The sequence below is a fragment of the Echinicola strongylocentroti genome (assembly GCF_003260975.1).
GTDB classification, from domain to species: domain Bacteria; phylum Bacteroidota; class Bacteroidia; order Cytophagales; family Cyclobacteriaceae; genus Echinicola; species Echinicola strongylocentroti.
Window position 1 is genome coordinate 2,111,713 of sequence record NZ_CP030041.1, and the last position, 21,857, is coordinate 2,133,569.

General features: G+C 46.7%; 15 protein-coding genes. 6 read left to right on the forward strand and 9 right to left on the reverse strand.

Annotation, left to right across the window (positions count from 1 at the left end):
* Positions 1 to 19 precede the first annotated feature (19 nt).
* Genes DN752_RS08125 through DN752_RS08135 form a run of 3 tightly spaced genes read left to right on the forward strand, consistent with a single transcriptional unit; the run spans position 20 to position 3,694 of the window.
* Positions 20 to 1,720, forward strand: a complete 1,701-nt coding sequence (locus DN752_RS08125) for a 1-acyl-sn-glycerol-3-phosphate acyltransferase (protein WP_112783482.1) — start codon at positions 20 to 22, stop codon at positions 1,718 to 1,720.
* On the forward strand, positions 1,695 to 2,759 hold the full coding sequence (locus DN752_RS08130; RefSeq protein WP_112783483.1) for an NAD(P)H-dependent glycerol-3-phosphate dehydrogenase: 1,065 nt from the start codon (positions 1,695 to 1,697) through the stop codon (positions 2,757 to 2,759). Before DN752_RS08125 ends, DN752_RS08130 begins: the two co-directional genes overlap by 26 nt.
* A gap of 23 nt (positions 2,760 to 2,782) precedes the next feature.
* On the forward strand, positions 2,783 to 3,694 hold the full coding sequence (locus DN752_RS08135) for an SMP-30/gluconolactonase/LRE family protein (RefSeq protein WP_245949487.1): 912 nt from the start codon (positions 2,783 to 2,785) through the stop codon (positions 3,692 to 3,694).
* An 89-nt stretch (positions 3,695 to 3,783) separates the two neighbouring features.
* Here DN752_RS08135 and DN752_RS08140 read toward each other — a convergent pair whose 3' ends face one another.
* Both DN752_RS08140 and DN752_RS08145 read right to left on the reverse strand, forming a co-directional pair.
* Positions 3,784 to 4,878 carry a lipid II:glycine glycyltransferase FemX gene (locus DN752_RS08140; protein WP_112783484.1) on the reverse strand — a complete coding sequence of 365 codons (1,095 nt, stop codon included), beginning with the start codon at positions 4,876 to 4,878 and terminating at the stop codon, positions 3,784 to 3,786.
* Positions 4,879 to 5,068: 190 nt separating this feature from the next.
* Positions 5,069 to 5,986, reverse strand: a complete 918-nt coding sequence (locus tag DN752_RS08145) for a hypothetical protein (RefSeq protein ID WP_112783485.1) — start codon at positions 5,984 to 5,986, stop codon at positions 5,069 to 5,071.
* 127 nt (positions 5,987 to 6,113) lie between these two features.
* On the opposite strand from DN752_RS08145, the gene DN752_RS24420 reads away from it, so the two are divergent.
* A complete protein-coding gene (locus DN752_RS24420; RefSeq protein WP_162633156.1) occupies positions 6,114 to 6,338 on the forward strand; it encodes a hypothetical protein in 225 nt (74 codons plus the stop codon).
* A 277-nt stretch (positions 6,339 to 6,615) separates the two neighbouring features.
* Here the strand turns inward: DN752_RS24420 and DN752_RS08150 are convergent, their stop codons facing one another.
* The 7 genes from DN752_RS08150 to DN752_RS08185 all read right to left on the reverse strand — a co-directional run bounded on the left by DN752_RS08150 (position 6,616) and on the right by DN752_RS08185 (position 15,298).
* Positions 6,616 to 7,368 carry an HNH endonuclease gene (locus tag DN752_RS08150; protein ID WP_112783486.1) on the reverse strand — a complete coding sequence of 251 codons (753 nt, stop codon included), beginning with the start codon at positions 7,366 to 7,368 and terminating at the stop codon, positions 6,616 to 6,618.
* A complete protein-coding gene (locus DN752_RS08155) occupies positions 7,361 to 8,539 on the reverse strand; it encodes an AAA family ATPase (RefSeq protein WP_112783487.1) in 1,179 nt (392 codons plus the stop codon). Before DN752_RS08155 ends, DN752_RS08150 begins: the two co-directional genes overlap by 8 nt.
* A 131-nt stretch (positions 8,540 to 8,670) precedes the next feature.
* Complete coding sequence (locus DN752_RS25330; RefSeq protein WP_162633157.1) at positions 8,671 to 8,814, reverse strand: tyrosine-type recombinase/integrase; 144 nt, start codon at positions 8,812 to 8,814, stop codon at positions 8,671 to 8,673.
* Positions 8,815 to 9,483: 669 nt separating this feature from the next.
* Positions 9,484 to 10,167 carry a hypothetical protein gene (locus DN752_RS08165; protein WP_112783488.1) on the reverse strand — a complete coding sequence of 228 codons (684 nt, stop codon included), beginning with the start codon at positions 10,165 to 10,167 and terminating at the stop codon, positions 9,484 to 9,486.
* A gap of 269 nt (positions 10,168 to 10,436) precedes the next feature.
* On the reverse strand, positions 10,437 to 12,023 hold the full coding sequence (locus DN752_RS08170) for a M81 family metallopeptidase (RefSeq protein ID WP_112783489.1): 1,587 nt from the start codon (positions 12,021 to 12,023) through the stop codon (positions 10,437 to 10,439).
* 965 nt (positions 12,024 to 12,988) lie between these two features.
* Complete coding sequence (locus DN752_RS08180; protein WP_112783491.1) at positions 12,989 to 14,236, reverse strand: M48 family metallopeptidase; 1,248 nt, start codon at positions 14,234 to 14,236, stop codon at positions 12,989 to 12,991.
* Positions 14,237 to 14,248: 12 nt separating this feature from the next.
* On the reverse strand, positions 14,249 to 15,298 hold the full coding sequence (locus tag DN752_RS08185; RefSeq protein ID WP_112783492.1) for a PorP/SprF family type IX secretion system membrane protein: 1,050 nt from the start codon (positions 15,296 to 15,298) through the stop codon (positions 14,249 to 14,251).
* Positions 15,299 to 15,380: 82 nt separating this feature from the next.
* Between DN752_RS08185 and DN752_RS08190 the strand changes: the two genes are divergently transcribed.
* Positions 15,381 to 21,005, forward strand: a complete 5,625-nt coding sequence (locus DN752_RS08190) for a T9SS type B sorting domain-containing protein (RefSeq protein ID WP_112783493.1) — start codon at positions 15,381 to 15,383, stop codon at positions 21,003 to 21,005.
* Positions 21,006 to 21,007: 2 nt separating this feature from the next.
* Entirely contained in the window at positions 21,008 to 21,760 is a 753-nt protein-coding gene (yaaA, locus tag DN752_RS08195) for a peroxide stress protein YaaA (protein WP_112783494.1), read from the forward strand.
* Positions 21,761 to 21,857 lie beyond the last annotated feature (97 nt).

A 21,857-nucleotide genomic window follows, 5' to 3' on the forward strand; every position in this document is an offset into this window, starting at 1 on the left:
ATCAACAAAGAAAATCCCCTTGACTGACGATTATATCAAACAAAAATACGACCCGATTCTTCCCCGCAAAGATGAGTGGCCGGTGGTGAAGTTAGCCAAAAGCCGTAAGGATTTTATCCAAAGCGTGGCGACTATCAGCAAGGAAAAGATCATCAGCATGACGGGGAACAACCTCGACTTGCTCAAGGAAGAATTGGAGACAACGCTCTATCGGGAGAAGCTTCGTGTCAAACAAAACCCTTGGCTCGTCGACCCTGATGACGAAGATGAGTTCTGGTCGGGTGTAAAATCAGCCTTGGTACAGGCATCCTCCGAAAGCCATAGCTCCGAGGAGGAAAAAAAAGCGAATTACCACAAAATCCTGGACAGCATCACTACCCGGTACTCCGAAGAAATCGCCAGTAACTTCAAACACAGCCACTACAAAGCCACCCGAAAAATGGTGACCTTTGGGTTTTCACGGTTACTGAATGCGGCAAGGGTAAAAGGCTTTGGCTCCATCTTCAGTAAGCAATATACCCTACAGGACAAAATCCAAATCATCGGCGAGACCGAACAGCTGAGAAACCTGGCTGCCAAAGGAACCATCGTCATGGTACCCACCCACTTCAGCAACTTGGACAGCATCCTTATCGGCTGGACGATAAGCACTTTGGGCATGCCCCCTTTCTTGTACGGTGCGGGGCTGAACCTTTTCAACATACAGATTTTTGCCTATTTCATGGACGCCTTGGGCGCCTACAAGGTGGACCGAAGGAAAAAAAACCTGCTGTACCTGGAAACCTTAAAAACCTACTCCAGTGAAGCCATCCAATTTGGCTGTCACAGTTTGTTTTTCCCCGGAGGCACCCGTTCCAGAAGCGGAAAAATAGAAAATAAACTCAAACTAGGCCTGCTGAGCACAGCCGTAGAAGCACAACGCGCCAATTACGAAAAAGGCTTCAACGACATTAGCGGAAAAGTATTTATCGTCCCCGTCAGCATCAATTACCACTTTACCCTGGAAGCGCCAAGTTTGATCCGTGAATACCTCAGCCTCACAGGACAGGAGCGTTATTACAAGGAAACGGACGAGTTCTCGACCAGCTACAAAATCTCCAAGTTCCTGATCAAATTCTTCACCAAAGGATCGGATATTTCCGTATCCATAGGCCAAGCAATGGACATCTTGGGAAATTACGTGGACAAGGACGGCAGCAGCATCGATAAAGATGGCCGCATCATTGATTGCCGTGATTATTTCATGTCCAATGGCAAAGTCAGCGTAGATCCACAACGGGAAGAAGTCTACAGCCAACTACTTGGTGAACGGATCGTGGAAGAATTCCATAAGATCAACAGGGTATTCAGCAGTCACCTAGTGGCTTTTACGGCCTTTGAGATGATCAAAAAGCAAAACAGTAAGATGGATCTCTTCAGCCTGCTGCGCTTGCCAGAAGAAGACCTGGTGATCAGCTACAGTGACTTCCGCTCTAACTGCCAGCGGGTACTCAATCGACTAATGGAAATCCGCTCAAAGGGATTGGTCCATGTGGCTCCACACCTCAAGCAAGACATCGATGCGATCATTGCCCACGGCCTGGCCAATGTAGGGATGTATCATGCCAAAAGGCCGCTGATCAGGACGGACGACGACCTTATCACGACCCAGGACATGAGCCTTTTGTATTATTACCACAACAGACTGGATGGTTATGACCTCGAAAAACTCTTCAAATAACAATGAAAAACCAGTAGGTGTTATTGGTATCGGCAGCTTCGGTACCGCCATTGCCAATATCCTGGCGGAAAAGAACAATGTCATCGTCTATGCCCGTAAACAGGAAGTGGTGGACGAGATCAACCATCATCACAGTGCTGAAGGCAGGGACTTGAACCCAGGCATTACCGCCACTACTGATCCTGAGCACCTCTGCGAAACGTGCGAAGTGATGTTTCCGGTGGTATCCTCTTCCGGGTTTCGCGATGTCATGCGGAAGTTTGCCCCCTACTTGCATCCCTACCATATCCTGATTCATGGCACCAAAGGACTGGTGCTCAACCTCCCCGAAGGAAAAAACCTGGACAACGTATCCAAGATCCACCGCGAAAACATCTGGACGATGAGCGAGGTCATCCAAAACGAAACCGTCGTGGTCCGTGTAGGCTGCTTGGCAGGCCCTAACTTGGCCAAGGAGCTCGCCATGGGACAACCCGCCGCCACCGTAGTCGCCAGCCGCTTTAACGAAGTCATCCTCGAAGGCCAACGACTTCTCCGCTCGGACCGTTTTCAGGTCTATGGCAACCAAGACATCATCGGCGTAGAACTCAGCGGAGTACTCAAAAACACCATCGCCATCGCCTCAGGAGCACTGGCAGGACTGGGACTGGGAGAAAATGCCAAAGGGCTGCTCATCTCCCGCGGCATGGTAGAAATGATCCACTTGGGCAATGCACTGGGCGGCCAGACGCAGTCTTTTGTAGGACTGGCGGGCATCGGAGACTTGGTCACCACTTGCAGCTCCACCTTCTCCAGGAACTATACGGTGGGCTATCGGCTCGCCAAAGGAGAAACCTTGGACGCCATTAATGCCAGCATGGACGAAGTGGCCGAGGGGATCAATACAGTGAGACTGCTCCAAACCTTCCTAGAAGGAACCGGCATGCGCGCGCCCATCACCGAAAACCTGTACAAAGTACTCTTCGAAGGATTTAAGGTAGAAGATGCACTGTACTACTTGATGAAATATCCGTTCAATGTGGACATCGATTTCCTGTAACCCGTGCAAAAAAAACAACCCTTATGAATGCAAAAAGCCCCATGAAAACCTTATCATTTAGTATCCTTTCTACCTTACTGCTGGCGGCACTGGCCTGCTCTGCCAACAAGTCCGCACTACTCCTGACTGGCACGGCACCCACCTTGGTATCCGATGAATTCACTTTTACGGAAGGCCCTGCCGTAGCACCAAATGGTGACGTTTACTTCACCGACCAGCCCAACAACCGTATTTATCATTGGTCGGCAGAGACTGGGGAGGTGACGCTTTATATGGAAAACGCTGGACGTGCCAATGGACTTTATGTAGACCACCAGGGCAATTTGCTCGCTTGTGCTGATGAAAACTTCCAGCTTTGGCAAATTGATCAAAACAAAGAGGTCAACGTATTGGCAGATGGTTTTGACCAGAAAAACTTCAATGGGCCCAACGACCTGTGGGTGGACAAGAAAGGCGGTGTCTACTTTACGGATCCCTATTATCAGCGGGAATACTGGACCCGACAAGCCCCGGACATGGAGCAACAACGTGTCTATTACCGTTCGCCAGAGGGAGATATCAAGGTGGTGGCAGACCACTTCGTCAGACCAAACGGCATCATCGGCACCAAAAAAGGAAAGACGCTCTACATCGCTGATATTGGCGACAAAAAAACCTATCGCTATGACGTCCAAAAAGACGGTAGCCTTGGTGATCCCCAGCTATTTGTCAGCATGGGATCGGACGGCATGACCATCGATGAAAATGGAAATATTTACTTAACCGGCAATGGCGTGACGATCTTCAACCCTGAAGGTGAGCAAATCGGCCAAGTACCCATTCCCCAAAAATGGACCGCCAATGTCACCTTTGGCGGCAAAGAACGCAAAACCCTCTTCATCACCGCCGGACCTGCCGTCTACACCCTTAAACTAAACGTCTCCGGGGTACAGTAAAGCAATGTCCTCCGTCCGCCCTCCCCGCCCCCTGAGCGGTGTCGAAGGGAGCGGTGTCGAAGGGAGCGGGAAAGGAGGAGGCACTCATCTCAATGATACATTTCCTGGGCCTTGAACATCTCATATTCTTCCTCCCGAAACGGGTAATCCCAGCACCCCATCCGGTGAAAAAGCTGGCCACCAAAGCCTTTTTTGTAAAGGTGGACTCCGTGCAAGGGGTGGGAGCGGTCCAGGTTGGGCGCACAGCCAAACATATCATACTCTTCACACCCAAACTCCTTGGCACGCTTGATCGCTTCCCACTGAAGGGCATAGCTGGCCATGGCCTGCCGCTTGTCAGAGGCAGAGGCTCCAAAAAGATAGGTCGCCCGCTTATGGCTCAGCACCAGCAGCATCGAAGCCAGCTCCTGTCCTTCATGCGCTGCCATCAGCAAACACACCCGAACCTCCTCATCCTGCTGCGCAAACAGCTCCAAGAAGTAACCTTTCGTTTGGTAGGTAATTCCCTTCCGCAGGGCCGTTTCTTCATAGAGCGCATACCAGTCATCCAGCTTGTCCACGCCGTGCTCACGTACTTCCACACCCTTCTTACTGGCCTGACGGATATTGTAGCGCGTATTGTAGCGCATCTCATACAGCAGCTCTTCCGGCCCTCGTGCCAAATCCAGAAAGAAGGTGTTTTTCGGTAGGGCGTCACCCGGGCTCTTGCGAAGGTTCCAGTGGTCCGTATTGAAATTGACACGGAATTCCTGCGTCTGCGCAGAAGGCGGCCCCTGCCAGTTGCCTTGGGAATCGTAAAACTCCTCCTCACCGGCCCATTGGTTTTCCCAAAGGAGATCGTAGCGAATAAAAACGCAAGTTTCTGGCAAATGCGGCTTCAACGATTCCGACAGCTTCTCCAAGAAAAGCCCCTGGTGCTCAAACCGAGGCTCCAGCTTGGGGCCATAAGGCACATAAGCAAAACAATGCCCTTCCCCAATATCCTTGATCAGGATCAGCAAATCCTCCTCCAACTGCTGGGGAGAGGACGCATCCGGCTCCAACAGTTCCTTGGACACCGTCAGCCGAAAGCCATTCGGCTTGAAGCCCTGCTTATTTTTGACCTTTGCCCAGAAAGGAGTCTGTGGCAAAATATTGGTCGTATTGATTTGGTCAACTGATTTTCGCTCCGCAGTACAGGTCATCACTATTCAATTTTTCCACCGGCCAGGGAAGACATCGCCCCCACTCGCCATCAAACAAGCCGCAAAGCTAAAAAATCATCCAAACACCAAAAAATATTTCGTTTACTTTTCTAGGAGTCAAGGTATTCGGAAGAAATGCAGTTTAGTAAGTCAAAACAGTGACAGGAAATAGTTACAAAACCACTTTACTTTAAGGTATTAACGTGCTTTTGATTACTGACAATTTCCAGCAATTATGATAAGGTGGATTATTTGTTTCGGCCTTTATCACCTTTATACTATGTAAGAAATCAATCACAGCTCCCAATTCCTCTGCTCCATCACTTTTGACATTCAACGGCTCGATATAGGTGAGTAGCCCATCTTGATTAGTTGATATTTTGAAATCCCAATTTTGAGTAATTTCACTTTGTAACTGACCTGATACTTCCAGTGATGCCATCATTTCTTTTCCATACACAGTAATCTTCAGCTCATCATCTATTTGTATAGATTTTGAGTAGGAGGAATCAAAGCATTCGCTCTCTTTTTTTGGGGAATTATAATATTGGTCCCTCAAGCGAATTATATTCTTTAACATATTATTCTGAAGTGAATTTTGATAAAACTCCTCAAAATGTTGATTTGATGCATTAATTGATTCATAATAAAAAGTATCTATTGATGATGCATAATACTCAAATGCGCTAGAGGTGATCTTTGTATCGACATTTAAATAAACCCTTTCAATCTCAGTCATCCCTGTTTGCTCAAATTCCTTAGATGCATAGTTTATATCCACTACAATTGTAGCTGAATCATAGCCCTTTTCACTAAAGTTATTCTTTATGGCATTGTCGATGATCAGTCTGTGTTCATTCGATAGCTTAGGATAGTGCCTCCAGGACTTCTTCTTTAGCCCTGTCATAGCTGGAATTTTAATATCATCTTCTTTTGATATTTCATCTCGGTTATCATCTATTGTGATTTCTGTTATCTTTATGGGCACATCAAGTTTTACCTCATTTAAATCAAGCGGGGCGGAATACTTGTATGAAATACAACTTCCTACAACAATAAACACTAAAAAAAACAACCATATTGGTTTAAAATTCACTCTTCTTTTCATGCAATTTATCTTCTAAATTATTTGACACCTTAGCCCTTCATGCTGCCTATACACTGTTACTGATTCCTACTCTGAGCCTGTCGAAGGGTAAAATCAGGAACTTTTGAGAACAGGATTTGCAAAACCCATGAAGAAGAACCCACTCTCCCAGAAATATTGCTTGATCCTTAACCCGTGTCTACGACATTCCGTTTTCACTCCACATCCCTCCCTGATCCTTGGTCAGTACCTACGGCACTGGCGGGATGTTATTTTCATTTTCCGTCACCAAGCTTCTGCTCCTAACGGAGCATTATTGCGGCACTTTTCTACGCCCTACCGGCCCAATGCCCAAACTGACTTATGCGGCTAGGTATAAAAGCTTGGTAAAGTCATGCTGCTGCTATATTCCCTTGTGCCGTAGGCACAAAACTGCTTCTCAATTTACCTAGCTTGCTCGTAGTTTACCACCGAATAGCAACCATTAACACTCCAAAAGTACCGTATTTTTTTGCCCCGTACCGCCATAAATATAAAAAGGGAAAAAAGCTTTCCCCATAATTACCCCATTCCCAGCACCTTTCGTTCAACACGGCATTCAGGTTTGGCCGTTCCGGCCACCCGAATGCTTAGTTATTAGCTGTAGCTTTTTATTTTCCAAGTTCCAAAGCACTTTTTCCAAGTTCAATTTCAAGTAACTCGAGTTCCTTATCCCAAAGACTTTCTTGGGTTAACTTACTTTTTAAAGTACTATATTCTGTATCAGTTAGGATTATAGTTGCAGATGTAGCGGAATAAATTGCCGTAGGCAATCCTTCTTTCATAAGATTCTTTATTCCGTTTACAACTCTATTTTTTCGTCTTGTACTAGTTTGAATTCCGTTAATATAATCGTCAATTAATTCATTAAGTTGTTCTAATTTATCCTGAATTGCGTTACCAATTTCAAATCTTTTCTTCACTAACCTATCTTGGTCATTTAGATTTAATACTGATACAGTTAGTCTACCTAAGTCATCCACACCTTTAATCCTATACCTCCAATATTTTAGATGATTTTTAGGGTCAACAATACTTGGGTCAATTATAGGTTCAATTATAGTATCATGATTATTTTTTGTTCCATTACACTTTTTACATGAAGGCAACAAATTCTCCCATTCTAGTACTTCATCTTTATATTTATCTTTATGATGAAAGTGTTCGACTTCTAAATATTTGCTTTCTTCTTTTATGTTTGCTTCACAGTAACAGCATTTATCATTTGAAAATGATAACAACCCCTTTTTTATGAAATCTAAATTCCAAACTGATTTTCCTGTCAATTTAAACTCGGTAGTTAATTCTCCTTGTAGTTTGGTTGTAAGTTCGACAGGCCTTGGTATTCTGTCTAACTTAATCATCTGTCGAAAGTCCTGTTAATTGAATTTTTAATATTTTTCTCATTGAATTTTCTGGATGCAACATAGCATCTAAAATCACAAATTGAGTTTTTGCAGTTTTAAAATCATCTTTATCTACTGCTTCACTAAATTTACTTAACGCATTAATATAGTCAGGTGTTCTGGTTTCTGACATCCCCATAACATCAGTTAGAATTTCTTCAACAGTCCAACCTTGACAACCATATTCTTGATTTATTATTTTATTTAGCTTGATTTCATCTTTGCTATCAAGTGTCAGAGCAATTATTTCTTTTGGTTTTGCAACTTGAACTATATGAGGGCTGTGTGTAGAGGTAAAAACTTGAGCGTTTGGTAAAATTATTTTCAAGACATCATAAATCCTTGCTTGCCACTCTGGATGAAGGTGTAAATCAATTTCATCAATGAAAACAATACCATCAAAGTCTTTGATGAATTTACTGGGATTCTTGTACCTAAACTCTATTTCTTTTATTAATCCAATCAATACAGCCATGCATGATTTGTAACCTGATGACAAATACTCAAAGTAGATTTCTCCGTTTACAGTATTGAGCATTATGTCATTCGAATTTGGATTAACCTTATTGAATGAAATTTGAGGATTGAGAAGATTAAAACATTCCTTAGCAAGCTCAATGTTTTTTAATTGACTCTCGTCTAAGTGATTCTCATGAGCTGACCATAAGTGTCTATTTACAAACCAATTTTTCAGATCACTTGGTAATGATCCTGTCATTGTTTCTTTTGCAAATTTATTGTTGTCTTTCTGAGGGTCTGTACTTAATGAACTCAAGTGCTGATAGGGTATATCCCTGTGTGTTTTGAAAACTATTATATCATTTGAGTTTTCATAAAACCCAATTGAATTATATGTGTTTTCATTCGGATGAAATACAGTAATATCGAAAGATTTTTTTTGATTTTGACCTGAAATCTTCACTTCAACCGTCCAATTACCTTTGTCTAATCCTGCTGTTCTTTTGACCGATGTTCGATTTACTCCAAATGATTGAGCTAAACAATCTAATATGGTTGTTTTACCTATACCATTTTGACCACAGATAATATTGAAATGGTTATCAAAGTTCAGTTTCAACTCTTTAATTGGTCCAATTGCTGTGATGTCAATATTGTTTATTCTTATCATTTATAAAATTTGTATTTCAGTTACAGCTAACGTCTTAATATACTCTACTGGAGTATATATTTCATTGGCTATTTTTTTTTGAATTATTAATATCCAATTGATTATAATTTACGATCTGGTCGAATGGACTCTTAATGTTTTGCAAATTTTTTGGTCGATACATGTGTATAAATAGCCGTTGTATTGGGACTTTGATGCCCCAGCAATTGCTGAATATAACGTAAGTCCGTCCCCCTGTCCAATAAATGTGTGGCAAACACCTTTATTCCCACCATATCCCGTTTGTAAACGACTCTAATCGATTACTTCCGTTTGCAAACGGATATTCTCGAAAATTAAGGCTTTGCTAACTATTATAAAATACCACAAAAGGGGTGTTTTTTAGAGGTAGATAAGATGGATGCGGGGTTTTGCCCGTAAACTGACGGGCTATCTGGCCCAAAAAAGGAGTTGGGCTGCACCTCCTCAAGGCGTGACAAGTGTGTGGTTGCATAGTAAGCATGAGTAGTAGTGTATATGGTTAAAAACAACTATAACCAAATATAATACTTATTGATAATTATAAAAACAAAGTATCTGGTAATTTTTAACCTCAGTTCGATTATAAAATCGTCACTGCGAGGCTTAGAGGGAGATTTGAGGGGTGGAAGCCGTGGCAGTCTCGGTATTTCGGGATTACCACACCCTTTTCCAACCCACATCCTCCTTAAAAGGGTTCGCAAAGACGCTTTTAATACTAAAATCAAGTCGAGCTCAGGTTTCTAGTCTATGGTTGGTATTCGTTCTGCGAGTAATCTGTGCTCGGAAATGCATTTTATCCCGGCTTATGCTAGTACAAGCGCAAAAAATCAAGATCGTTCCTCCTGCTTTGAATGCTGGATATTATGAGATAACAGGGGAGTAGGCATCCGTAACAGTCGTTTATTGATGACCTTCCTATAAAATCACAAACTACAGTCGCCGGCGATGACGGCTTCCTTGGTGGGATTATAGGCGTTCTTTTCTACAACAAAACCTTCTGCCAGCCCATCATTCACCAGCAATTCCCTTATCGCACAAAAATCGGTTAGAGAGGGATTGTCGTAGCAGGTCAGCTCATGTCCCATTTGCGAGACGGACTCCAGCCCATCAAGACTTTTTAGCTGGGCGTTCTTGGCAATATACAATTCCCCAGCCACGGAATCCAGTGCTTCAAGTCCTTCAAAAGACTCCAAGGAAGGGTTAAAGGTCACAAAAAAGATATCACCGACATACTCCAGTTGCCCTAGGCCCTTTAGGTCTTTTAGCACCTCATTTCTGGTAAAAAAGAGCTGACCTTCAATTCGCTTCAGCCCACTCAGGCCGCCAATATCCGCAAGTCTGTCATTATACTGAATCAGCACATCTCCTTCCACCACCTCGATATGCTCCAATCCATCCAAGTCCACTATATCATCCTCTAGGTCTTGGATCACCAAGTCCCCTGTAATGCGGACGTAGTTATCATCAAACTCGTCAATCATTGCCTGCGAAGTCAAGGCCACCTTCCCTTCATAGACTGTTTCTACAGGCGGATCAGGAACCTGCTCCCCATTATTACAGCTCCAAAACAAAACAACTAAACCTATCGCAATTGATACTTTTTTCATTTACTGTACTCCTTTATTAATCAAACTCCAAAATAACCAACATTACCTCCGCCACGGGGAGGTATTTGTACTTCCCTGATTAGTGTTGACCGGATTAATATTAGTTTTCATTATTAAATATGGCAATATCTGGGAGGGTTTCAAATCTGGAACAGCTTAATTGAGTCAGAGACTCAAAGCTTGCCTGTACTGGGGCAGAGACCCAGCACAACCCGGAGGGGGGACTTGGATTCTCAAGTCTCACATCTCACATCTCAATACTACCCCTACTACTCCTCATGAGACAGCGGAACCAACTGAGCAGAAAGATCAGGGCGCTCCATCTCGGGGTCAAAGGGGAACATGGGGCGCTTGATCCGGTCATATTCCAAGCGCATCAAATCCTGATCCACACCACCCGGGGTGAGTGCAAGGAGCCAATCGGCCCGCATATCATACAGTTCTGGTACGAGATAGCCTATCTTTACCACTACTATATCCGTATCCCTGGGTTTTAATCCCAGTGCAGTAAAATCCTCCTCATAATGGTACGGCTTTCTTTTTTTGGTCACGATGACATTTACACTGCCGCATTTGACCACTACCTCTGTTTCGGCGTGGCGATCGCCTTGTCTGATCGACTCTACGGATCCTTTGAGCATAATCGGCCCTTCATATCGGTCATCCACAGCTGCTCCGACAGGAGCTTCCACATGTCCACCCACACCCACTTTTTCGGCCGCTTCGACCAATTTTGGCCCGGGAATGGAAGCATAAATCACTGAAGGCCCATTATCTTCCTTGAATTCTGGCCTGTTGAGTAGCTGACGAAGTGTCCAAGTGACGTCTCCTGCTCCACCGGCGGTGGGATTGTCCCCGGAGTCGCTGATCATAAATGGCTTTTCATCACTTGTAATAGCTGAATCCAAGGCTTCCTTTAGCGTCGCAGTGGGCGCCACAAACTCAAACTCCTCCCTTGCTTCCCAAAATTGTGCCGCCAGGTCCTCGGCTGTGCTGGTGACCTTCTCTTGGTCATCTCCCGTGACCATGACCACCCCATGATTTCGCGGCTCATCAGCCCATGCATAACCGATCCATATGGCGGCATCTACGATTCCTTCTTTATTGGCTGCTGGGGCCACTTCGGCGTACAGACTCTTTCCTGGCTCCACTCTCGTGCTCGTCTTTTCACCGGGCAATAAAATGGGAACAGGTACATAGGCCTTATACGCAGGCTTGCCTTTTCCACTCTCGATACGATGAAGTAAATTGTCCATGGCACGCTTTTTTGATTCCAGTGCGTCTTCATGGGGAGCCATCCGATAGCAGGTGATCAGGTCAGAATGCTTGGCCAGCCTCCACGAAACATTCCCATGCAGGTCCATAGAAGTCGAAATAATGGCCTCTTTCCCGATCACGGCACGGATGCGTTCTATCATATCCCCTTCCGGATCATCCAATCCCTGAACACTCATGGCACCATGAATATCAAAAAACAACCCATCATAAGGACCGTTTTTCTTAAGCATTTTCAAGGTTTTCTCCATCAGGGTTTCATACGCTTCCCTACTGACAATGCCGCCAGGAATGGCCTTCCCAGTCAATGTGGGCACCCATTCGGCACGTTGTCGGTTTTCACTATCTTCGACCATAAAGGGGTAGTTACTGTACACTTCCTCTCCGGTCTTGGCATGGAAAGCTGCCGCTTCGGTCACGGCTGGCGAAAAGGTACTGGACTCTATCGCCAGACCAGCTATCGCAATACGCGGGAGATTTGCCTCTTCCGTTTGCTGCTCGGAGGAACTGCTACAGCCAAATAACAATACCAGTGAACACAATACACTACACGTCAATACTAGGGGGAATGATTTTATCATAAATGCAATTAGGTTTTATCATCTTCTATTTAAATATCCTGCAAGACATGGAATTCAAGCAGTTGGGGATCAACAATCTGCCGTAGGGTCTTATTGCAAATGAATGGGCAGACTTATGTGGTTCTTGGTGGTCATCTGTGGTCCATGAGGTATTTTTGAAGCAAACACCATCAATCTATCCACCTAATTTAGGTAAAAATTCCCAACTACAAAGGACGGAGGGAATCATGGCCAGGACAAACGCATTTAACCCGGAATATCAATATCGTTTAGTTAAGAAGTTTTTCCAAAACGGATCGTCCTTTGAGAGGATTATGGTTTTAATCCATGGCCTTTTTTTACATGTACAAAATGGATCCGCCTTGCAGGTATTGGGCGTTAAGAAATTAAAAAGCGGGTGGGCAAGAAGGCAGGCTTGTTTGACGAAATACTGGCCAAAAAGAATGTTGGCAGCTAAAAAGGAGGAGTTTGCCTGCATGAGGGAAGGTTTTAATTTTAGACCAATAGATGCACAGCGGCGGGGTTTTTTGGTTACTTTTTTGACCTGCAGCAAAAAAGTAACAAAGGTAAAGAGATGAAAACTATCTTGGAATTTAGCAAGAAAAGTAACTAAACCAATATTTCCAGATACACACTAACTAAACGACATTGCCCGGAATATGCATAAGCCTATCTATTGCGGACTGATCCGCCGCGGCGGACAAAATCAGTTGCTTCGATGTGAGTCTATTATTCGACCGTTGGAGCATTTGATTTTGGGACAGTTGATGGGGCTAAGAAAATGAGTTAGCTCGTGCAGTGGACAAGCGAGATCCTCTCATTTTTACCCCATAGGAACGGCAGCTATATATTCAAAATGGAATACTTTTTTAAACGCATTCGCCCTGGAATCATGGCAGGGAAATCGCTTTTAGCCCCATGATGCAGCTATTTGCTGTTCGGAGGCAAGACTCAAATCTCATGTCTCACATCTCATTACTAAGCTGCTCCAGTCGCTCCAGCCTTTTCATCAGTGGCGGATGGGAATAGTTGACGAAGACATGGAGGGGGTGGGGATTGATCTGGGTGAGGGTCTTTACGGAAAGGGTCTTCAATCCTTCCGCCAGAGGTGCCGCCGCATAGGTCTCTTTGGCATATCGATCTGCCTCGTATTCATTCTTCCTGCTCAGCATGTTCATCCAGATACCCAACAAGGTGGAAATCGGCGAAAACAACAGCACAAAGCCAATCAAATTGAGGTGCACTGCTGCTCGTTCGCCACCCAAGGCCAAGCTGATGGTCTCGCTATTGACAAAAAGGGACAGTACAAACAGCATGGCACCTAGCTGCAGGACACTGATCACCATGCTTTGAAGGATATGTTTTTTCTTATAATGTCCGATCTCATGGGCCAGTACGGCAGTCAGCTCTTCCGTGGTATGCTGCTCGATCAGGGTATCGTACAGGACCACCTTTTTGCGCTTGCCTATACCGGAAAAGAAGGCATTGGCTTTGCTCGAACGGGTGCTGCCATCAATCACAAATACATTGTCCAGAGAAAACCCCACCGAGGAGGCATAGCCCATAATACTGTCCTTTAGCGCTCCCTCCTCCAGTGGTGTCAGCTTATTGAACAACGGCAGTATCCAAGAAGTATAAAACATATTCAGCAGGACCATAAAGAAAGCAGCCACCGCCCAAAAGTACAACCAAAAAGATGCTCCCAAGGTATCCACCAACCACAGCAATAAGGCCAACAGCCCTCCACCGAGCACTATTCCCAAGGCATAACCCTTTAGCTTATCTAGCACAAAGGTCTTTTTCGTGGTTTTGTTGAAGCCAAAATCCTCTTCGATCTTAAATGTATGATAATAGTCGAAGGGCAAGGCAAGTACATCTGAAGCAATGAACAACAGCCCGAAGAATATCAGGGACTGCCAAATGGGAGCAGCTACCCAACTGCCCACCAACGTATCCAGCCAACCAAAAACCCCCCATTGCAAACAGGCCACAGTGACCAAAAAGGACAGTCCACCGGTCAACAGGCCGAAGCGGTAATTGGTCCTTTGATAGGATTTGGACTCCTGAAGTTTTTCTTGGCTTAAGTGGCTGCGCAATGTAGCGGGCACATCGCCTACGCGCTGGCGGACATTGAGCCAGCTCGTCAGTTTATCAAATAAAAACCCGGCTACGACCAAGCCGATCAATAGGTATTTCAGTTGTTCTGCATTCATGCAGCAAAACTATTAAAATTTGGGACAAGGAAGAATAGTATTTCTTAGCCGTGGTGCCCCGGGGTTACGATCAGGGAATCGGTAAGACACGCTGATCTCGTGTGCCCCGCCAGATTGGATCCCCAGTTGGGACATGGTATAGTCAAAACTGTAGCCCACATCCAGCCCGGTGGGGAGGCTCAGCCCAAGTAAAAGTACGATAGCATCCCGATTACTTTCGCTATTGAGTGGCTTATAGGGCAGCCCCCTGTACCAAACCCCAAAGATCAACGGCTCGGCATACACATACGCCCCCACGTCCAGCTGTTCGAAAACACCTTGCTTTTTATAGTTGATCGTTGGGACAAAATACCGTTGTTTGTACGTATGGGTAAAGTCACGCTTCATGGCGCCACGGCCCAGCCCGATGCGGTAGCCACCGTGAAAGGAGAGTTTATAGGGCAGGGCACTTTCACCTTCCAGAAAAGACTGGTTGGGTTGGTTGATATGGTGAATGGCGCCTCCAAGCCAGAGGTTCTCTGTAAAGAGCAAACCGCCAAAGGACAGGGAAAGCATGTTGATCGGCTCTCCCAAGACAGTAAGATCCGTGCTACCGGGAATGATCGGCCCAAAAGGATCCTGTGGATTGATTTGATTGGCAAAGACCAGGTTTTCGTAATACCCCACCTCCCGGCGGATATAGCTACCTTCAAAGCCAGGGCGGAAATAAACGGATTCGCCAAGCTTCAGTTCATACGCATACATGGCCGAGATGGTCAGTGAGCGCAAATCCGCCGCTCCTTGGACATCATTCATCACCATCAGCCCGAAGCCGCTATTGTACTTTTCCAGAAAAGTATCGGCGTAAACCGAAAAGGTATTGTACTGGGCATCCAACCCTGGCCACTGGCTACGGTAATTGGCACCAATACGCGTCTGAAAATCCGATCCCGCAAAAGCAGGGTTCAGGTAAAGCGGAGCCGCATAATACTGACTGTATTGTGGGTCCTGTCCAAAACTATTGTTAGCTGAGAACGTTAATGCTAAGACGCAAAAAACTAGATATATATAAGACCTAAACAAATATTTGTTCGTTTATTTGAGTAACGTTAAGCTTATTAAACGGCTGTCCCGTGCATCGTGTTTTTAAAGCTCCCCGTAATATATGAAAAGGACTCCTTTTGACATAAACTTAAGATTCATTTATCTTTTTTTACTGGTATTACTGTGCCAAGCTACCAATATACCGGTCTATGGCCAAGGCTACAATGATAACGAATGGATCTTTGGATACTGTGGGCCCAACACGGAAAATAATTATATTTCTTTCGGAAAGGGCGACAGCCCCAATGTCAATACGCTACCTGGAAGTGTCGTGGTAGGTCAAGACAATAACGCCATTGCCATTGACCCGCTGACAGGTGAGCCACTTTTTTACACGAATGGAGAGTTGGTCTATAACTACCTAAACCAACCCATCCAAGGAGCGCCCAACGGCATCAATGGAGATTTTGAGGGCACACAGACCGCGGCCATCGCACCACTGAATTACGACCCCGAAGGGGAGCGCCTATTTTACACCTTCTATATCAGCCCCTCTGGTGAGCTCCAGTATTCCGTCATGGACATGAATGCCCAGGGAGCAGCACCGGCAGACTCTCCACCAGCCGGTGAAGTCACCACTCTTGACGAACCCATTGGGCCGGCCGCTGGCGCCATCGCCGTAGTGAAAACTCCCAGCTCTCCCAGCTATTTGATCAGCTTTGAAGGCGGGGAACTGATCTCCAGGGAAATCACGGAAACGGAAGGAGTATTCAATCAGGCGGGCAGCACGTCCCTAGCCTTTTCACCTGAAAAAATTGCTTTTGATGATCAGTCAGGCACCTTGGCACTGATTCCGGAAAATACCTCCGACCCGATCGTGCTGATGGACTTTGACACCAGTACGGGGAGTTTTGCGAATCCTCGATCACTGGACCAATCCACTGGTGATGCTTCCGAAAACTATGGAGGAACGGGACTTGCCCCCGATGGCGATTATTTCTATTATTCCAAAGATGACCAATTGCTAAGAATCCCTACTGACACGCTGGATGCCGAGCCGCAGGTGGTGCCCACCACCAGTCCATCCGGGAGCAATATCAGTCAAATCCACGACATTAAAGTAGGCCCTGACGGCCAATTGTATTATATCTATCAAGAGGAAAATGATGACGCCTTCTATGTGGGCACTGTCGAAGACCCCGACAACACCGTCCTGGAAGAGCTTACCGTGGACGACAATCCATTTGACGGCACGGACTTTTGTGGCGGCACCTTTCCTACCTTTGCCCCGAATGCAGACATCGACGTTTCCGTGGAAATGGAATATTCCCCAGAAATGCCCTGCATGAACAATCCACTGCAAATCACCTCACTACTTACCCCTCCCAATATACCCGTGGAATCTTACGAGTGGGAGCTCAGCCCTCCCCCTACTGACCAAGACGGGGAAGAGATCGAACTGGACCTGACCGAAGAGCATTTGCTTTTGCCTGCAGATGCGACCAGTGAACAAAACATCAACGTCACCCTGACGGTGACCTTGGAAGACGGAAGCACCCAAACGACCTCCCAATCCATCACCCTTCAGGAAAACAACCTACAGGCCAATTTCACTCCTTCAGATACGACGACTTGCCTGACCTGCATCGACCTCAACGAAATGCTGGAAGTAAGCTCCGGTGAAGAAGGGCAAGGCGGCTCCGGAGGCGGTGGTGGTGGCGGAGGATTTCCCGGGCCCCCAGGCGGTGGCGGTGGTGGCGGTGGCCAAGATGGCGGCTCCAGTTACGAATATTTCTGGTCCAACAAAAAAGACGAAGGCTGGATTCCCGAGGGAGCCAATGAAGTCTGTGATCCCGGCACCTACTGGGTGCTTGCCCGTGAGCAAGGTTCTTCCTGCTACGTCTACGCCGAGACGACCGTCAAAATGTGGGATCCTGTGGCCAACGAAAAAGTAGACGACCAAACCAATAACATCTGGTACTTTGGCAACAATGCAGGGCTGGACTTTAACCCTGATCCTGACGACCCCAATGCTCCTTCTCCACGTCCTGTAGAAGTCCCAGACGGACATCCCGGCTGGAGCATCCCAGAAGGCACGACCACCATTTCGGACCAAGCCGGGCAAGTATTGTTCTATACTGATGGACAGACCGTCTGGGACCTGAACGGCAACCCCATGCAGGATGGTGAAAATATCGGTGGTGACAATACCTCCGCCCAAAGTGTCATTGCCGTAAAAGTACCGCAGGAGCAAACCCTTTACTACCTCTTCACCACACAGACCTCAGGAGGTAATTCGACGACCAAATTTTCCCTAGTGGACATCAAAGGCGAAAACCAAAACGGCGTGGGCAGTGTGGTCAGTGGGGACAATTTCCTCTTCAGTCCCGGCACGGAGCAGTCTGCCGCCATCGCCTCGGGGGACACCACTTGGGTGATGTTTCACGAAGTGGGCAATAACACCTTCCGTGCTTACCCCGCCACTTCACAGGGAATCGGGCAAGCAGTGACCAGCGACGTGGGCAGTGACCACAGCTTTAGCAACTCAGCAGGAACGATGAAATTCAGCCCCGATGGGGAAAAGCTGGCCGTAACCGTTGTCGATGCTAACGGCTGTAGCTTCGTTGATGTCATGGATTTTGATGAGGAAACCGGGGAGATGAGTGAATACGCTACCATTGATCTGGGCTGTGATGATGAGGTTTACGGACTGGAATTTGGAGGGGACAGCAATAAGATTTTTGTTTCCTATCAGAACGGAAAAGGTATTGAGGAATACCAAATCCAAGCGCCCAGTGATGACGACGATGACGATGGCAATAACTGCCCGTCGTGCTTCGAAAATGCAGCTGGCCAAGCCGCACTGGAACAATGCATTGAGGACAATGTCAACCTGCTCGCCAATAGCGCTGGTACTAGCTTTGGTGCCATCCAAATGGGACCAAACGGCCAGGTCTATGTCGCCATCCCCGGCGCCACCAATATCGGCACGATCAACCCCGGATCGGACTGCGACAACTCCACCTACAGCCAACAACAGGCCGTCTCTACCGAAGGAGGCACCAGCAACCTCGGACTACCTGCTTATGCCCAAAACAGTGGCAGCAATATTCCCGACCCGGAAATTGCAGGCCCCGAAAGCCTGTGCTTGCAAGATGGTATTGCTTTGGGGGAATTTGAAGGTGCTGGCGAACCGGACATCGACACGTACACTTGGACTATTCTCGACATCGATGGCCAAGAGGTTTTTTCCACTTCAGGTCCTGGCGATGAATTCCAGGTGATGGAATATGAGTTTGACTCGGCCGGCACCTACACCGTCACCTTGGACGTGGAGCGCTGTGGCAACCCGGATTATTATAACGGTGAGTTGACCGTGGAAGTCATCGGGCCACCACCATTGACGCTGACCGATGACATTACGCTCTGTAGCGGCAGCCCGATTAGCCTGACCGCCATTGATGACTATGACCCGGCAGAAGGGCTCTATACCTTCGAGTGGACCAACGCCGCAGGAGAAATCCTGGGCAACACCAACACCATCGAAGTCACAGAAGAAAGCATCTACACGGTCAGCGTAGCACTGGCCAATACAGACGAAGAAGACCCCTCCTTTCAAGCCTGTTCTTCGTCATCCTCCGTTTTTGTCGGCCCTGCATTTGACTTTGAGCTGACGCAGGACGCTGAAGAATCCTGCTATGAGGAAAACTACATCAACTTTGCTCCGGACACGCCCGTTACCGGAGAATGGTCCTACCAGCTGCAGGGCACTACGGAAGCGCCGACCGTGCTGGGAGAGGGCTATGAATGGGAAGTAGCCGTGGAAGAACTTCCCGGCCCGGGCACTTATGACATTATATTCCGAGCAGAAGACCCGATCTTGGAAGGCTGCATCGTGGAGAAACGCGCCGAACTGGTCGTCGCTCCTTTACCGGAATTTGACGTCAATGTCATCACCCCCACCAGCGACTGTGACAACCCCAGCGGAAGCTTCGCATTCACCCTGCTTACGGATGCGGAAATGGTGAGGATAGAAGAACTGGATGAGGAATTTCTTAATGTAGCTGAAGGAGAAACCATTGGCCCCATAGAAGACTTGCCCCCCGGAGTGTATACCATTACCGCAGAAAACGAAGGATGTACCTATACGGAAACAGTGAGCATCGAGAATACCAATCCACCAGATGGCCTGGATGATTATAGCATTGTGACCACAGCTGAGCGCTGTACCGTTGACGGTATATTGGACGGAAGGATACTGATCTCGTTCCCTGCGGATGGCTCCATCACTTCAGCTGACTACGTCATCACTAGGGAAGAAGACGGGGAGCAATTTACCGGCTCCACAGACGATATGCCTTTAGCGGTTCCCCATGGCACCTACGCCGTTGAAATCTCCACGCCGGATGGTTGTGCTGTGACAGCTCCTCAGGTTTATGAAATTCAAGAAAAAGCATTGGTCAATTTTAGTGTTCCTTCGGCACCATTGGCTTGTGAGATTTTCTTCTTTGAACCCGAGAACGCAGACGATATCGACTACACCATCACAGGGCCTGACGGCACGGACATCAGTCCCCAGCCAAATGGCCTTTATGCATTGGACCAAGAAGGCATTTATTCGGTTCGGGGAGAAGATCCAAACGGGGTGGATTGTCCTCGGATCCGGGAAATGGATTTGACATTGACCGGCCAGGTGGACTATTCCTTGGAAGGGCCATTTTATGACTGTGAGACGGGACTTCGGTATGAGGCGGTAATCGACCCGGCCTTTGACGAAGCGGATTATATTTACCTTTGGAGGACATTTCCCCAGGGAGAAATCATCGGCCGTGAGCAAACGTTCACACCAAGCCGTGAAGGCACCTACACCCTGGACGTGCAGCCCAGAAATGGCACCAGCTGCCCAGCACCTTGGATTGAATTTGACGTTCCAGTCATCGTCCGAAACATTCCGGTCGAACTAACTTTGGAAACTGGCATCTGCTCGGACAGCCCAGAAGGAACTTTACGTGCCGACTTTGAAGCGCCCGCTTCCGCCAATCTCGAAGTGGTCTGGTTCAGAACCGATCAAAATGGCATCAATGTCCGAATGCCGGAATTTGATGGCGAATCCACCATTTCCGTTACAGCAGCAGGCACCTATCAAGTCCAATTGGTCAACTCTACCAATGGCCAACAATGCACCGTGGGCTCGGATGAAATCACGGTAATGAGTTCTGATGCCGAACCGCCGCAGCTAGAAGACAGCTATACCATTTGTGCCCCAGAGAATATTACCGAAACCTTGGAGGTGGAAGGAGACTGGCAGACCTATGAATGGTGGAGAGAGGATCAGCTCATCAGCACAGCCGCTACATTCACACCGACCGAAGGTGGAAATTATACGTTGGTCGTAACGGATGCAGCCGCCTGTTCATTTGCGATCACCTTCGAAGTCATAGGAGACTGTGACTTCCAGGTCACCACTCCTGACGCCCTAATACCTGGAGATCCAGATCGAAACTTTGTGGTTTATGTCAATGACTTTGTAGACGAAATTTCGGTATTGATCTACAATCGCTGGGGAGAATTGATATTCCATTGTACCCAGGAGAATATTGCCGAAAACGCACCATTCTGCGAATGGGATGGCTATGTAAGTGGAAAAAAAGTCCCTATCGGAACCTATCCGGTGGTAATCAAGTTAAAAAGCAATGCCCAAGGAATAGAACAAACCATTAAAAAAGCAATAGTTGTAATTGAATAAATATGATCGCATTGATTTCTCCGGCGAAGACGCTGGATATGAGTACTACTGATATTTCACTGGCCACGCAGCCAGACTTTAAGACTGACATCAAGGCGCTGGTCAGCATCATGAAGAAAAAATCCGCTGGGGACATTAAGCAACTGATGAAGGTAAGCGATAACATCGCCCAGCTGAATGAAGAACGCTACCATAATTTCCACAAGGACTTTACTCCCGAAAATTCCAAGCAGTCACTGCTGGCCTTCAAAGGGGACGTATACCGCAGCATGGAAGTGGACAATTACTCGGAAGAAGATCTGGCCTTTGCCCAAGACCATCTGCGCATCCTTTCTGGGCTTTACGGACTTCTAAAGCCCTTGGACCTGATCCAACCTTACCGTTTGGAAATGGGCATTAGCTTAGAAAACAAAAAAGGCAAAAACCTCTACGAATACTGGGGCACCAAAATCTCCAAAGCCATCAACAAAGCTGCAGACGGCCAGCCAGTGATCAATTTGGCATCACAGGAATATGCCAAAGCAGTAGACAAAAAAGCGCTTAAATCCCCCATGATCCATGTCAATTTTAAAGAATACCGCGATGGCAAGTACAAAGTCATCGGTATCTTTGCGAAGCAGGCAAGGGGCATGATGGCAGACCACATCATCAAGCATAAAATCACCGATCCTGAACAGTTGAAGCTGTTTAACCGGGAAGGCTATGAATTTTCAGAACCGCAGAGCAAGGAAAATGAGTGGATCTTCGTTAGGTAAAAGATTGAAGAATTGCGTATTGGAAAAGCCGAAGGCTAAACTTCCATTTAACCCGGGTTAATCCCGTTTAGTTAAGGAGACTTTCCAATACGATGTA